The sequence below is a fragment of the Streptomyces sp. NPDC017676 genome, from assembly GCF_044329325.1.
Lineage (GTDB): Bacteria > Actinomycetota > Actinomycetes > Streptomycetales > Streptomycetaceae > Streptomyces.
The window spans coordinates 48,249-62,839 of sequence record NZ_JBIRJA010000031.1 but is presented as its reverse complement, the minus strand read 5'-3'; the positions used below and the strand labels follow the sequence as shown (position 1 = coordinate 62,839).

Below are 14,591 nucleotides of genomic sequence, written 5' to 3'. Positions count from 1 at the left end.
CCCGCGCCCCCCCCCACTTTGACGCCCACCCCCCCCCCCCCCCCCGCGGGGGGGGGGCGGGGGGGCCCCCCCCCCCCCCCCCCGGGCCCCCCCCCCCCCCGGGGGGGCGCCCCCCCCCGACCCACGAGCTGCCACGCCCCCGAGCGGACGTGGCGCTCCCGCTCCCCTGAAGGCCGGGCGGATCCGCTTCACCGGCATCAGCCACATCGCGAGGTGAGGAACAAAAGCAGGTCCGGGGAACAAGGGGAGCGCCGGTGGGGAGTTTCAAGGCTCTGTCCGCAGTTCCGTGAATCCCCAGGTCAGCGGCAGGAACGCGGGATCGTTTCGGCAGCGTACTTCCTGCCGTGGCGAGCAAGACGGTAGAGGATGTGCTGTTTCCCGGGATCGATGTGCCGGTGGAGGGGGTGAGCGACTCCTCCGACATCCTGGTGGTGGAGGCAGTGGCGACAGCCCGTCCAGGCCGGTGCCCGAACTGTCGCAAGCAGGCCCGCCGCGTGCACAGCACGTATCAACGCACCCTGGATGAGCGGCCGTTGGGCTCACGCCGAGTCATCGTCCGGCTGCGGGTGCGCCGGTACTTCTGCGACCGGAAGAGCTGTTCCCCTACGACGTTCGTCGAGCAGGTGCCGGGCCTGTCCACGCGCTACCGCCGTTCCAGTACCGGGCTTGCGGGCTGGCTGCGGTCGATCGCGATCGAGCTTGGCGGCCGTCCCGCCGCCCGGCTGTGCCACCGACTCCGGCTGACCGCGGGCCGAACCCGGCTGCTCAGGCTGCTGACGGCGCCGGCGGTGCCGGACCGTGCCCCCCGGGTGCTGGGGGTGGACGAGTTTGCCTTCCGAAAGGGCTGCACCTACGGCACCGTGCTGGTCGACGTCGAGGCCGGCCGGGCCGCGGACGTACTGCCCGACCGCGCCTCTGAGACGTTCGCGGCCTGGCTCACCGAGCATCCCGGAGCCGCGATCATCTGCCGGGACCGGGCCACTGCCTACACCAAGGCGGTCAAGGAAGCCGCCCCCCATGCCCTCGAAGTCGCGGATCGCCGGCACCTGCTGCAGAACCTGTCCGCCGCGGTGGAGAAGACCTGCCACCAGCACCGCGACTGCCTGCGCAAACGCGAGGAGGAGACGGCGGCCGAAGTAGCCGAGGTGCCGGCGGTGACCCCGATGCTGTTACCGCCCGCGGAACATCCCTGCACCCAGATCATCGAACGCACCCGCCACCGCTACGAGGACATCCACCGCCTGCTGGAGAAAAGCTGGACGATCAGCGCCATCGCCCGCCGTCTGAACCTCGACCGCAAGACCCTGCGCCGCTTCCGCGACACCGACCTCGACAAGCTGCCGGCCTCCGCCCGCGACCGCCGTCCCAACGGCGTCCCGGAGCCCTTCAAGGCATACCTCAACGCTCGCTCCACCGAGGCGCAAGGCCAGGTCAGCGGCACACGCCTGTTCCTGGAGATCCAGGCCCGCGGCTACCACGGCAGCCGCCAGGTCGTCCGCGAACACCTCGCCGCCCCCCGCGCGGGCACCGCCGAACCGGTCCGGGCCGACATCCCGAGCCCTCGCAAGATCACCTCGCGGATCATGCGGCCCCGGGAGACGCTCACCGAAAGCCAGAACGAGCGACTCCTCCAAGTCCGGCTCGCCCGCCCGGACATCACCCGGGCCTGCGACCTCGCTCGGGCGTTCGCCGATCTGGTCCCTCACCAGCGCGGACACCTGTTGCTGGAGTGGATCCGGCAGGCCGAGCAGGACGCACCCAAGCCCATGAAGGGCTTCGCCGGCCTCCTTCGCCAGGATCTCGACGCGGTGACCGCCGGGCTGACTCTGCCGTGGAGCTCCGGGGCCGTCGAAGGGCACGTGAACCGGGTTGAAACGCTCAAGCGAGCCATGTATGGCCGAGCCTCGTTCGCCCTCCTCCGGACCCGGATTCCCACCCAGCCATGAGGGCTGTGCCTCATGCTCGCCTCATGCGACGAGGCCGGTGCCAAAGGCCGCTATCAGCGTGTCCGCCCTCAGCAGCAGCTCAGGGCCGGAAGTTCCCGCCACGCGGACAGAAACCTCACTGCCACCCACGGCCTGCGCGAGCTGCACTTCAAGGCGATGGTCCGATCCGACGAGTGGATAGCTGTACCAGCGATCCGGGTGCTCATCATCGGTGGCCTCAAGGCCGAGCTCGACCGCCTGCCAGTCGGCGTCATCGAAGTCGTAGCCGGCGTAACGCGCCAAGAGAGCCAAGAAGGGCTGGACGTTCTCGTTCCAGATCCAGCCCTCTACCGCGCGTTCCCGGTTGCTCTCTGCCACCCACCCAGAGTGCCACACGCGGGACCTTCGCTCCCCGCCATAAGTCCGTTCCCGGAACTGCGGCCAGAGCCCAGAAAGCGACCCCTTGTGCTCTCCGATCCGCAGTCGGTTGCTGAGGTCAACGAGGACTGGATACACCGCCAGTTCGGTGCCGCTGACGAGCGTGTCATGGCACCAAACAAGATGTAGATCTTTGGTGGAGGAGGACGGGACGGCGTCTCCTCAGGAGGGAAAGAGCCTCCAACGCCCCTCGGAGACGACCTCGACAGTGCCGTCGATCACCTTGATGGCGGTGTCATCGTCGATCGCGTACGCCGGACCCGGGATGCCTGCTGCCCATCTTTCCGCGTCGGCCATACTGTTTTCCGGCAGCAGCTCGTGATCCAGGTGCGGAAAGATCGAGAAGTCGACGATCCCCAGCGTGCTGTCGCCACCGGTGGGGGGCTTCCACTCGACGAAGTCCTCACCGATACGTGGGGTCATCACCATGCTCCCGGCGCTCAGCCCCACCCAGACCGTCTCGCGCAGCGACGGCAAGACATCCGCCAGCCCGGAATGCCGCATCCAGTGGCCCAGATACAGAGCGTCGCCGCCATTCACCAGCAGGACGTCCGACTCCCGGACCCAGGGGACCCAGCGCTCCTCACCGATGCTGGGCAGCGCGGTAAGCTCCAGCACTCCCAAGGACTTCCAACCCAGCTCACACATGGGTGTCGAGGACCGGCCGGTGATGAAACGCCATGCCCCACCCGGACTGCCCATGGGGTGCCCGTACCCCGCAGTGGGAATGCATAGGGCGTTGGAGTCGGCGATCGGTTTGCTCAGCAGGTCGACCAGCGCGTCGTGGATGCTCGGGTTCTTGATGCCCGCGGACGTGAGAAGCAGCTTCAAGATGCCTCCTGATTCGAGTGCGGTGGAGCGGTCTAGCGTGTAGACCTGGGACCACCACGAGACTCATCGCTGCCGAACGGGGCAAGACCTCCTGCACCAGGCCGCTCGCCCGGTAGATCAGGATCCAGCGCACCTGGCGTCGCACGCACGCACGGGCTCCGCCCTCCCTGGACGGCTCGTCCGGCCCCCAGGGCGGGCTGGCTGTCGGGCCAATCCGAAGCTGCAGGGCTCCGCCACAGGCCAAGTGACCTATGTCTGGGGAGTCTCGGTGAGCAGGTCTGTCCCACCCCTGAGCCCAGGGTGGGGAGATTGGAGCCCCATCAGCCCCGTCGGTGGCAACTATCGGGCCCCGGTACAGCCAACGCCCGCCACCCCTCGCACCCCGAGCAGCCGTGATACCACGAACCACGCCGCGCGATGATCTTCGGTCATCCGCTGGTCTCCGAGCCCCCGCAGGCAAGCGGTCGGGAGAGCATGATCGACCCCGGTTTCCTCCGTCGCAACCTCACCGCCGCCGAGCATTACTGGCAGACCAGCACACGGCGCGATCTGCAACGCGGTGAGGCCGGCGACCACTCGGGCGCTGGAACAACGCCTCCGCTGCCGCCCTGAACCTCGCCGAGGCCCACATCATCGGCCAGGCCGCCGACGCCTTCGCCACGGCCATCGCCCACACCACCGACCCCCACGCCCGAGCGGTCCTGGGCGACCTGCACGTCCTGGTCCTGCTCAGCCAGGTCCACTCACGCAGCGGGCTGCTCCTGGCCGAAGGCGCCCTCAGCCGCGACCACGTTTCGAGCACTGCTCCGCACTCAGCACGCTCTGACCGCCCGGTTCGCTCCCCATCTGCCGGCTCTCGAAGACGCCTTCTTCATCCCCGAGAAGCACCTGTCCTCCCTGCCGATGCTGACGGCCACCTGACCTAAGACCGCTCGGAGACAGTGCGGGTGCGTTGGCTGGACCGTAGGTGAAGACCGCGCCGACGTGTCAGGCCAACCAGTGAGCGGTTCGACCGCAGCCGCGGGGCGCCAGGTGCAAGCCGGCCAGACAGTCAAGTCATGGGGGGCAGGGAGTGGCAGGGCGATGGCCAGGGTTCACCCCGATGGATGCGATGAGCACCGAGGCAGATCATCTTATGAGGCAGGGAAAGGGTGCCACGTCAATGCCTTGCGACGATAGCTCCGTGAGCTTCGGCGGCTGTGTCTGGTCGGCGGCCTGGCAGGCCAGCGCGCAGGAAGCCAACCTCCCCGGCGCGTGCCGTTCTTCTCCTCGTATTCGGCGATGAGGACGGGCAGCGCGCGCAGCTCGGAGCGCGCCGCCGGCACCGAGGGGGCGGTCTCCCAGTAGGGGTGCCACCACAGCCGTATGGGCTCCGTGACTACCACCGGGGCCGAGGGACGGCCGGGCTTGGGATCGCTGAACCAGCGTTGCAAGCAGGACAGGGACCGATCCGGTCCCTCGCCTGTGAACGCACGGGTCGGGGAAGCCGAACTGGCCTGTTCAGGCGACAACAGGTTCGCCGCTCAGCGCGACGCCGGCCCGGCGCAGCTCGTCGAGTGCGGTGCGCGTGGTGTCGGAGGCGACGCCGGCGGTGTAGTCGAGCAGGACCCGCACCGTGAAGCCCGCGCGGACTCCGTCCAGTGCGGTGGCCTTCACGCAGTGATCGGTCGCGATGCCGACGACGTCGAGGTCGGTGACATCGCGGGTCTTCAGCCAGGCGGAGAGTGTCGTGCCGTCCTTGGTGAAGCCCTCGAAACCGCTTTTTGAGGCGGAGTGCGCGCCCTTGAAGACGACCTCGTCGACGTGCCCGGCGTCCACGGCGGGGGCGAAGGCCGGATGGAACTCGCCTCCTTCGCTGCCGACGACGCAGTGGACGGGGAACGAGTTCTGGAAGTCGGGGTTTTCGGAGAAGTGGTCGCCCGGGTCGATGTGGTGGTCACGGGTGGCTACGACGAAGGCGTACTGTCCGTCGGCGTGCTCGACCAGGTCGGCGATGGCGGCGGCCCGGCCCGCGCCGCCCTTCACCGGAATGCTGCCGCCCTCGCAGAAGTCCTTCTGCACATCGACGATGATCAGTGCACGACGCATGGAAAAGCCCCTTCCCTGGGATGAACCACTTCTGGATGGTTGCCCGTCCGCCAGCTGGCGGGCGCGCCGCTCACCGGTCGTTCACCCAAACGTGCGCGGGATGCACGCCAACGAGGTGCAGCGCCTTCTCCCCACGGGGAGCACAGGGTGCCGGCGACGGCCGAGTTCGACCGTCGCCGAGACAGGCGGTCGGTACGGAAGCCGGTGAGGACGAGGGCTGATCCCGCGAAATCCCGTGCGGATATCCGACGCGGCGGCTTCAGGAACGGGCTCCCTGTGCCCGACGGGGCGGGGTGAATACGGTGTACTCCACGGATGCACCGGATGGTGTAGGTAAGACCTCGTTTGGGCGTTTCGCGTCCTTCCTTGCTGATGATCGAGAAGCGCCCGATGAGACGGTCGGTCTCAAGAAGCGGTTTGTCGCGATCAGCCAGTCCATCCGGAGCATCGTCAAGAGCGACATGAAGCTGAACGACGCGTTGCCCGCCGGCCTTGAAGTCGACCACAACAGCTTCGAGGTGACCATCGGCGGCGCGACGACGCTCGACGCCCGCACCGAAATCGACGGCGTGACCATTCCGCGCGCGTACGTCAGCGAAGTCCCAATGGCACAACGGTATTTCCTTTTCTGACGCCTTGGATCCGACCGAGGCCCGGCGGGGGCAGGCTTCGGGTGCCTGCCCCGGGCCACCGCCCGCCCTGCGACCCTGTGAAAGACAGCCGCTCGCCCATGAGCCGCGCAGCCCTGCTCCTGCTGGCCGACGGCCGCTTCCCTGCCGGTGGGCACGCCCACTCCAGCGGTGTCGAGGCCGCCATCGCTCACAAAGCCGTACACGACACCGACAGCTTGGAGGCGTTCTGCCGCGGGCGTCTGCACACCACCGGTCTGACCGCGGCCGGGCTGGCCGCCGCAGCCGTCGCCGGGCTTGACCCGCTGCTGCTCGATGACGCCGCCGACGCACGCACCCCCGTCCCCGCCCTGCGTGCCGTCGCCCGCAGGCTCGGCCGGCAGATGATGCGCGCGGCCCGAGCCACCTTCCCTACGGCCGAACTCGAAGAGTTGGCCGCCGCGCGTCCGCAGGGCGCGCACCAGCCCATCGTGGTGGGCCTCGCCGCCCGCGCCGCCGGACTCGCCCCGGTGGACGCCGCCTATGTCGCCGCGTACGAGAACATCGGCGGCCCGGCCAGCGCAGCGGTGCGCCTGCTGAGCCTCGACCCGCTCGCCGCCTCCGGGATGCTCGCCCGCCTCGGGCCCGAGACCGACCACGTCGCAGCAGCCGCGGCCGGCGCCGCCGGCCGCGCCATGACCGAAGGCATCGACGCCCTGCTGTCAGCCTCCGCACCCCTGCTGGACGTCACCTGGCAACAGCACGCCGCCTGGACCGTCCGTCTCTTCGCCTCCTGACCACCACTCGGACACCCGCAATGCCCTACGGAGTTGCCATGCACCTCGATCAGTCCCTGCCGCACCAGCACACGCCCAGTGCCTCGGCGACCCGGCGCGACGGCAGCCGCCGCGCCCTGCGCGTCGGCCTGGGCGGACCCGTCGGCTCCGGCAAGACCGCGACCGTCGCCGCGCTCTGCCGCACCCTGCGTGCCCGCTGGAGCATCGCCGCCGTCACCAACGACATCTACACCCGCGAGGACGCCGAGTACCTGCTGCGCGAAGCCGTCCTGCCGCCCGAGCGGATCACCGCCGTGGAGACCGGCGCCTGCCCGCACACCGCGATCCGCGACGACATCTCCGCCAACCTGGAGGCCGTCGAGCACCTGGAGGAGACCCTTCACCCCCTCGACCTCGTGCTCGTCGAATCCGGTGACGACAACCTCACCGCCACCTTCTCCAAGGGCCTCATCGACGTACAGGTCTTCGTCATCGTCGTAGCCAGCGGTGACGACATCCCGCGCAAGGACGGCCCCGGCATCACCACCGCCGACCTCCTCATCATCAACAAGACCGACCCCGCCCCGCACGTCGGCGCCGACCTGGACACCATGGCCACCGACGCGAAACGACAGCGCGGCGACCTGCCCGTCATCTTCACCGACCTCACCTGCGACGACGGCATCCGCGACGTCGCCGACCGGGTCACCGGCCCCTCACCCAGTGGCGCGCCGAGGCAACCGCATGAGCGTCTCCGCCCAACTCGCCGCCGCCCGGGCCCCCGCAGCGGACGGCCAGGAGCCCGTCGGACATCCGCACGGCGTCCTTGCCACGGCTCTGATCCGCGCCGCGTACAACGGACGCGTCACCACCCTCCCGCAGCGCCACTTCGCGACGGATGGCGCGCACGTCCCCAGTCGCCCGCCTACGGCGTCCCCTCCCCGGCCCTGCTGAAGATCTGGCATAAGCGCTGGGCCGGGGGCATATCCGGGGATGGTCAGGCGGTGACCTTGCCGAAGATGTGGTTGGCGGGAGCGTCGGGGTCGTTGCCGTAGAAGAACTCTTCGAGTGCCTGGTGGAACTCGTCACGGCTCAGTCCGCCGGAACCATCGAGGTCCAGAGCGGCGAAGACGGCGGCGCAGTCCTCGCCGGGGACGGCGGCGACCGAGCTGAACATCTGCTGGAACTCGGCCTGGTCGATCTTGCCGTCTCCGTTGAGGTCGACGAGGTCGAAGAAGCAGTTGGTGACCGGCGCAATCTGCTGCGGGTAGAACGCGCGGTCGGTCAGGACACTCTTGAAGCCTTCGGTCATCTCCCGCACATCGACCTTCCCGTCACCGTCCTGATCCATCGGGGCGATGACGTTCGACCAGAACTGGTCCATCCCCTCGATGAGCCGGCGGACGGTCTCGGCATCAGGCGTGGTCTCGCGGGCGCTGATGTAGCGCTCGCTCATCTTGCGGACGTCGTGCCGGGTAATGAACCCGTCGCCATCGACATCGGCGCCCCTGAACCACTGTCCGTACTTGAGGTCTTGAAGTGCAGTCATGACTGCGTACCGTATTCAAGCAGTTACGGCGACGCAAAGGTCCGAGTGGAGGCTGGGCACCGGTCGGACCTGCCGACCGGGCGCCCGACGAGGGTGAACACGGCATACCGTTGAGTTGGCTTCGTTTCAGTGTTCGAGGTGTGGTGGTGTGAAGGCGAGTACCTCCTCGACCGGGCCGTCGTAGACCTCGACGTCGACGAGCGCGCTGTGCGCACTGGGTCCCTGGGACAGACGCGAGCATCCACGGTCCCCGGTGAGGGTGTTGGGATTGCCGTGGCGGTCCAGGGTTCCGCTCCGGCCCGGCTGGGCTGGGTCCCACCACGCTCCGGTGGACAGCTGGATGACGCCGGGCATGACGGCGTCCGACAGGATCGCGCCCGCCAGGCAGCTGCCTCGGTCGTTGAAGACACGCACGATCATGCCGTTCTCGATACCGCGTGATGCCGCGTCCTGCGGGTTGATCGTCACGGGCTCGCGGCCGTGGATCTTTGACTTGAGGCTGTGGCTACCGTTGTCGTACTGGCTGTGCAGGCGTGAGGCAGGCTGATTCGAGATCAGGTGCAGCGGGAAGCGGTCCGCCAGGTCGGCGCGAAGCCATTCCACGGGTTCGAACCACGCCGGATGTCCGGTGCAGTCGTCGTAGCCGAACGAGTCGATCTCCTCGGAGAAGATCTCGATCCGGCCCGACGGCGTCGTCAGGGGGAAGCGCTGCGGATCGGAGCGCAGTGCTTCGAAGCTGCCAGGAAACGGACCGCTGAGTGCCGGCAGTTCGACACCGCAGGCGCGTTGCCAGAAGTCGTCGAAGTTCGGCAGGGCCGCGTCGTCGCCGAGGTTCGCCCGTGTCTGGTCGTAGAGGTGCCGGACCCATTCGATCTCGGAACGCGACTGGGTGAACTCGCGCTCATAGCCGAGCCGGGCAGCCAAAGCGGCGAAGATCTGGTGGTCGGTGCGTGCCTCGCCGGCCGGCTCGCGGACCTTCGGCATCGCGACCAGGTGAGGGTCGGAGAACCCCGCGGCGAAGTCGTCGCGCTCCAGGCTGGTCGCGACGGGGAGCACGATGTCGGCGAACTTCGCCGTGGTATTCCACCAGGCTTCATGGACCACCACCGTGTCCGGGCGCTGCCAGGCTCGGGTGAGGCGGTGGAGGTCCTGGTGGTGGTGGAAGGGGTTTCCTCCGCACCAGTAGATCAGGCGCAGGTCCGGCAGGGTCAGACGCTGACCGTCGTAGTCGATGGTCGCGCCCGGTTCCAGCAGGGTGTCGGCGATCCGGGCGACCGGAATGAAGTCCGCAACAGGGTTCGCCACCCGCGGCATCGACGCCACAGACGGTCGGCCCGGGGCAACTCCGGTCGCGTCCATTGTCGCGTAGCCCGCGCCCCAGCCGCAGCCGGGCCGGCCCAGCGAACCCGCCATGGCCGCCAGCACGACCGACATCCAGATCGGCTGCTCACCGTGGTCCGCCCGCTGTATGGCGTAGTTGACCATGATGAGGGAACGCTGTGTGGACAGGCGACGGGCGAGATCGGGGATCGTGTCGCGGCTGATGCCCGTAATCCTCGCGGCCCAGTCGGCGTCCTTGACGACGCCGTCCACGTCGCCGGTCAGGTAGGAGGCGAAGCGGTCGAACCCCTCGCAGCAGCGGGTGAGGAAGTCCTCGTCGTGCCAGTCGTTGACCAGCATCGTGTGCGCGATGCCGAGCATCAAGGCGGTGTCGGTGTTGGGGATGACCGGCAGCCACTCGGCGTCGAGGAAGTCGGCGGTGTCACTGCGGATCGGGCTGACGTTCACGAACCGCACCCCGGCCTCACGGCACTTCCGCTGCAGGTCCCGTGTCTGGTGCCGGGCCAGCCCGCCAGGGTTGACCTGGCTGTTCTTCAGAGCCAGCCCCCCGAAGGCCACCACGAGCTCACAGCTCTCGGCGATCTCGTCCCACATCGGCATCCGGGACTGGTAGCTCCACGGAGCTCCGCCGATCACATGCGGAAGGATGACCTCAAGAGCGGCGGTGCTGTACGTGTTGCGCGAGTCGGTGTAGCCCCCGCCCAACGCCAGGAACCGCTGGAGCTGACCCTGCGCATTGTGGAAGCCGCCCGCACTGGCCCAGCCGTACGAGCCGCCGAACACCGCGCTGTTCCCGTGCTGTGCGCGCACTCGGCGCAATTCCTCGCTCACCAGCGTGAGCGCGTCGTCCCAGCTGACTTCTACGAAGGCGTCCGCACCTCTGGCCGTTTCATCGGCGCGCGGCAAGCCATTGAGCCACCCTTTGCGCACCGCGGGTCGCAGCACACGCGCACTGTCCTCAGCAGCCGTGACCATGCCCGGGCCGATCGGCGACGGCGCGGGGTCATCACCCCGGGGTTCAATGCGCACCAGCTGACCCGAATCGACCACGGCTACGAAACTGCCCCAGTGCGTTGCCACCGGCATGCGTCGTTCCACCGTGCACCAACTCCATCCCTGAAGTCTCTCCGGCTCTCGAACAACGGCCGCTACACCATAGGGGTTCCGCGTCAGTCAGCGGCCCGCGGGACACAGGCTCCCCCTGGCGGATGCTGCCCAACCCTGACGGTGCGCACGACTCCCACCGCCGCCACTCAGCCGGAGCCCGGAGCGCCTCTGTCGACCGCGACCTGACCGTCGTACGGCCGATGCCGGACTCGGGCTCCAAGGGCGGGGGACGGTCAGTCTTCGGGCCGGTGCGGAACGGCCGCGGGTGCGACCTTGAGGCGGCGGGCACCGCGACGGCGTACGGCCGGGGGCGAGAGCCCCGGCGCTCCGCTCGCCGCGCGGCGCGGACCCGGGCGGCCAGAGCGCCGGCAGCGAGGCGGGCCCGCTCGTAGGGCGCGGACCGCTTGCGGGTGGCGCCACCCCGCACGCCTGCACAGTGCCCGCCCCGAGCCGGGTGCAGGCCAGTTGTCACAACTCGGTGCGCGCGGCCGGCACCGATCGAGCGGGGTTCCAGTACGGCCACACGTCCTGCGGCGCCGTGCCTACCAAGGCCTGTGAGCAGGGTGCTGACTGGCGCTGCACGCACACCCGGGGTCTTGCTGCTCAGCGGCTGGGTGCTGCCGACGGGCCGGCATCCTTTGGGACCGGTGGCTGTGGGAAAAGACGCTCTTCAAGAGCGGTCACTCCGAACAGCAGAGCCATCATCGCCACGGGCATGAGCAGGGCGAACAGATCACAGTACCTCCCGGAGGGTCGGTCTGTGGCACCTGACGGAGCCGGCTCCAGGATGCGGCCGAACGGGGAAACGCGCACCCGGTCCCACGGGCCGCACGACAGCCTAGGCACCGGTGAGCCCACACCTCCGCGATTGGGGCAGGACGGCCGTCGTCGGCCGGGCGCTCTGCAGGCAGGGCACTCTGTCCAGCCAAGATCATTTTCTTGTCGGGGTGGTTTCCGTTCGCGGGTCTGCATCGTTGGTCCGGGCGTGATGATCAACAGCACTCCTGCAACCGACACTTACCCGGATCTCGACAGTGCCAGGCTCGCCGACGTGCTCTTCGCTGACGGCCCTGAGGGTGCTGATGTCCACGGCATGTGGCGCAAGGCGGTCTCGACCGGCCTGTTCCGTCACCGCAGCGATGCGGGCACGAAAGAGAGGTGGCAGCTCTCCTACGATCGGCTGCGTGCCCTGAACGAGGAGCTCCTGTGTCCTGAAGACCTGGCGCGGGATCCGCGGGGGCTGGCGGCTCTGCACGAGTGGGCCGCGGTGGTGGACGGTGCGACGGCGACCGTCGTCGGCATCCACTACAACCTCTTCCTCGGCAGCCTGCTCGACGACCACCTCTCGCCGCCGCGCGACCTCAGCGCGTTCTACTGCCTCGATCGCATCGGCACGTTCCTGTGCACCGAGCGCGCCCACGGCAACGACGCGGCAGCCCTGGAGACCTGGGCCAGGTACGACCGTGAACGCCAGGAGTTCGTGCTGCACACCCCGCACGAGGGTGCACAGAAGTACATGCCCAACACCAGTGCCGTCGGCGGGCCGAAGAGCGCGGTGGTGGCGGCCCGACTGCTGGTCGGAGACCGGGACCACGGCGTCTTCCTGTTCCTCGTCCCACTGAGCGACCACCGCGGGACCCTGCCGGGCGTCACTGTGACCGTGCTGCCCGAGCGCGTCGGGAGCCCGGTGGACCACTGCGTCACCAGCTTCGACCGGGTACGCCTGCCACGGACCGCCCTCGTCCAGGGCGAACACGGCCGGCTCCTGCCGGACGGGACCCTCGTCAGTTCCGTGGGCAGCGCGCGCAAACGGTTCCTGCACGCGATCGGCCGGGTGACGGTCGGAAAGCTGTGCATGAGCGCCAGCACCCTCGGCGGCTGCCGGGCGGCGCTGGCGATCGCTGTCCGCTACGCGCACACGCGGCACATCTCCGGCCCCGTCGCGGGCCGGCGCGTACCGCTGGCCGCTCACCGCACGCACCACGCCCGCCTCCTGGACCGGGTGGCCACCGCCTACGCGATGACCTTCCTCCACCGGGCGGTCACCGAACACTGGATCACTCACACGTCCGAGGACCGGGCGGCAGCCGAGCGTCTCGTGGCCCTGGCCAAGGGCTGGATCACCTGGCAGGCCCGGGAGATCGTGACCGAGAGCCGGGAGCGCTGCGGCGCCCGCGCCCTGTTCCCCGTGAACGGGCTCGCGGAGTACCCCGCCAACGCGGACGGGGCCATCACCGCGGAGGGAGACAACCTCGCCATCTGGTGCAAGGCCGCAGCCGAGATGATCTTCGGTCATCCGCTGGCATCCGAGCCCCCGCAGGCAAGCGGTCGGGAGAGCATGACCGACCCCGGTTTCCTCCGGCGAAACATCACCGCCGCCGAACGCTCCTGGCACATCCGCGCCCGGCGCGATCTGCGACGCGGTGGGACCGGTGACGCACTCGGGCGCTGGAACAACGCCTCCGCCGCGGCCCTGGACCTCGCCGAGGCGCACACCGTCGGCCGGGCCGCAGGCGCCTTCGCCGCGGCCATCGCCCGTGCCTCCGACCCCCGCACCCGGGCGGCCCTGACCGGCCTGTACACCCTGTTCCTGCTGAACCAGGTGAACTCACGCAGCGGGCTGCTCCTGGCCGAGGGCGCCCTCAGCCGCAACCAGGTCCGCTCCCTGCCCGGCACCCGGCACGCCCTGACCACCCGGCTCGCACCCCAGCTGCCGGCCCTCACGGACGCCTTCTCGATCCCCGAAGAGCACCTGTCCTCCCTGCCGATGCTGACAGCCCCCTGAAGGGTGTCGCCGAGATCGGCCGATCCGGGCCTGTGCAGCAGGATACGGCCGTGCGCCACTGGATCCCGGAGGATGGCCAACTCAAGCGCCATGAGCGCCCGTTGAGCGATGAGAAGGCCGAACGGCGGGAGGGCGGGGGCCTGGGGCGACGACCTCACCGACGACGAGCTGGAGGAGCTGCAGCGGAACGCGGCCGGCGCAGGGCGGGGCTCCCTTCGCGCCGAACTCGCCGCGCACGCCCAGGCGGCGGGCGAGCCCGGCGGCTGACGATCGCGGCCGTCAGTTCGGGGAACGGTCACCGTGACCGTTCCCCGAACCGGGATGCCGACGCCGGCGTGGCACGGTCCGGCCTGGTGCGACGAGGTCAGAGCATGGCGACGGTGAACGGCCTGTCTGCGGACTTGCCCTCGCTGTCGCTCGTGACGATCGTGATGGTGTCGGTGGCGTTGCCGCAGTAGCCGTGAGGTCCGCCGATGGCGGTGATCTCGCCCCGGCTGTTGTTGAGCGTCACGACGATCGCCGCGCTACTCAGGTCGATGTTGGAGTCCGAGACCTTGACGCAGTACACACCCGCCTGGTTGGTGCCGGTTCCCCGGGTGACAGCGTCGACGTTCTTGGATCCCAGCAGTGAAGCGATGCCGCTGACCTTCACGGCGGCGCGGGCGTACGGGGCGTCCAGGTTGCCGGCGGCCGCAGCAGTGCCGGACAGGACGGCCGGTGACGTCACGGCGCCGAGAGCGAGCGCGACGACTCGGCTGGGACGGGAGGCGGAAATGCGCATGTGCCTGCTTGCTTCTCGGTCACGGGCACGCTGTTGAGCCAGCGTCGACCGGGGAGTTCGATCAGGACGGTTGTGCCGCCAGCCAGCGGAGGAGCAGAGGCACCTGCGACCGGCGTCACCACAGGAAGCCAAGCAGAGTTCTGGGAGAGGAAACGGTGCTGCTTGCGCTGCTCCATACCAACGCGTGAAGCAGCGCTCCCAAACATCAATGGGGTGCACCACCCGCGCACTTCGCACTCCCGGCGCTCCCGCCGACCGGCGCCCTCGTCTGCGGTCGGCGGGAGTGCCACCCGGACCGACCAGCTTCTCTTTCGGGGGACCCGCTGGCCGAGTGCACAGCCCGTGCGGCGTGAGCGGCGCAT

At 69.3% G+C, this 14,591-nt stretch carries 13 protein-coding genes and 1 pseudogene; 8 read left to right on the top strand and 6 right to left on the bottom strand.

Features of this window, described 5'->3' with window-relative positions; genetic code table 11:
* The first annotated feature begins 344 nt into the window (after positions 1-344).
* Positions 345-1,946 (top strand): ISL3 family transposase, encoded by a 1,602-nt coding sequence (locus ACH4LD_RS40625; RefSeq protein WP_398059902.1) that lies wholly within the window; start codon positions 345-347, stop codon positions 1,944-1,946.
* 21 nt (positions 1,947-1,967) lie between these two features.
* Here ACH4LD_RS40625 and ACH4LD_RS40620 read toward each other — a convergent pair whose 3' ends face one another.
* Both ACH4LD_RS40620 and ACH4LD_RS40615 read right to left on the bottom strand, forming a co-directional pair.
* Positions 1,968-2,303 carry a hypothetical protein gene (locus ACH4LD_RS40620; RefSeq protein ID WP_398106222.1) on the bottom strand — a complete coding sequence of 112 codons (336 nt, stop codon included), beginning with the start codon at positions 2,301-2,303 and terminating at the stop codon, positions 1,968-1,970.
* A 222-nt stretch (positions 2,304-2,525) separates the two neighbouring features.
* Positions 2,526-3,194 carry a Type 1 glutamine amidotransferase-like domain-containing protein gene (locus ACH4LD_RS40615; RefSeq protein WP_398058262.1) on the bottom strand — a complete coding sequence of 223 codons (669 nt, stop codon included), beginning with the start codon at positions 3,192-3,194 and terminating at the stop codon, positions 2,526-2,528.
* Positions 3,195-3,668: 474 nt separating this feature from the next.
* On the opposite strand from ACH4LD_RS40615, the gene ACH4LD_RS40610 reads away from it, so the two are divergent.
* On the top strand, positions 3,669-3,806 hold the full coding sequence (locus ACH4LD_RS40610) for a hypothetical protein (protein WP_398106221.1): 138 nt from the start codon (positions 3,669-3,671) through the stop codon (positions 3,804-3,806).
* A complete protein-coding gene (locus tag ACH4LD_RS40605) occupies positions 3,803-4,120 on the top strand; it encodes an acyl-CoA dehydrogenase (protein WP_398106223.1) in 318 nt (105 codons plus the stop codon). Before ACH4LD_RS40610 ends, ACH4LD_RS40605 begins: the two co-directional genes overlap by 4 nt.
* Before the next feature lie 574 nt (positions 4,121-4,694).
* Here ACH4LD_RS40605 and ACH4LD_RS40600 read toward each other — a convergent pair.
* Positions 4,695-5,282: an isochorismatase family protein gene (locus ACH4LD_RS40600; protein WP_398058264.1), complete on the bottom strand. Its 588-nt coding sequence runs from the start codon at positions 5,280-5,282 to the stop codon at positions 4,695-4,697.
* A 302-nt stretch (positions 5,283-5,584) separates the two neighbouring features.
* Here ACH4LD_RS40600 and ACH4LD_RS40595 point away from each other — a divergent pair, with 302 nt between their 5' ends.
* The 3 genes and pseudogenes from ACH4LD_RS40595 to ureG all read left to right on the top strand — a co-directional run.
* Positions 5,585-5,914, top strand: a complete 330-nt coding sequence (locus tag ACH4LD_RS40595; RefSeq protein WP_398058265.1) for a hypothetical protein — start codon at positions 5,585-5,587, stop codon at positions 5,912-5,914.
* 98 nt (positions 5,915-6,012) lie between these two features.
* Positions 6,013-6,687: an urease accessory protein UreF gene (locus tag ACH4LD_RS40590; RefSeq protein ID WP_398058266.1), complete on the top strand. Its 675-nt coding sequence runs from the start codon at positions 6,013-6,015 to the stop codon at positions 6,685-6,687.
* 38 nt (positions 6,688-6,725) lie between these two features.
* A pseudogene (ureG, locus tag ACH4LD_RS40585) lies at positions 6,726-7,373 on the top strand (urease accessory protein UreG); the annotation flags it as partial.
* A 290-nt stretch (positions 7,374-7,663) separates the two neighbouring features.
* Here the strand turns inward: ureG and ACH4LD_RS40580 are convergent.
* Both ACH4LD_RS40580 and ACH4LD_RS40575 read right to left on the bottom strand, forming a co-directional pair.
* Entirely contained in the window at positions 7,664-8,215 is a 552-nt protein-coding gene (locus tag ACH4LD_RS40580; RefSeq protein WP_398058267.1) for an EF-hand domain-containing protein, read from the bottom strand.
* A 126-nt stretch (positions 8,216-8,341) separates the two neighbouring features.
* Entirely contained in the window at positions 8,342-10,654 is a 2,313-nt protein-coding gene (locus ACH4LD_RS40575; RefSeq protein ID WP_398058268.1) for a molybdopterin-dependent oxidoreductase, read from the bottom strand.
* 1,060 nt (positions 10,655-11,714) lie between these two features.
* Between ACH4LD_RS40575 and ACH4LD_RS40570 the strand changes: the two genes are divergently transcribed.
* Positions 11,715-13,448, top strand: coding sequence for an acyl-CoA dehydrogenase (locus ACH4LD_RS40570; protein WP_398058269.1), 1,734 nt, complete (start codon positions 11,715-11,717; stop codon positions 13,446-13,448).
* A gap of 108 nt (positions 13,449-13,556) precedes the next feature.
* Positions 13,557-13,715: a hypothetical protein gene (locus ACH4LD_RS40565; RefSeq protein WP_398058270.1), complete on the top strand. Its 159-nt coding sequence runs from the start codon at positions 13,557-13,559 to the stop codon at positions 13,713-13,715.
* A gap of 97 nt (positions 13,716-13,812) precedes the next feature.
* Here the strand turns inward: ACH4LD_RS40565 and ACH4LD_RS40560 are convergent, their stop codons facing one another.
* On the bottom strand, positions 13,813-14,229 hold the full coding sequence (locus ACH4LD_RS40560; protein WP_398058271.1) for a hypothetical protein: 417 nt from the start codon (positions 14,227-14,229) through the stop codon (positions 13,813-13,815).
* Positions 14,230-14,591 lie beyond the last annotated feature (362 nt).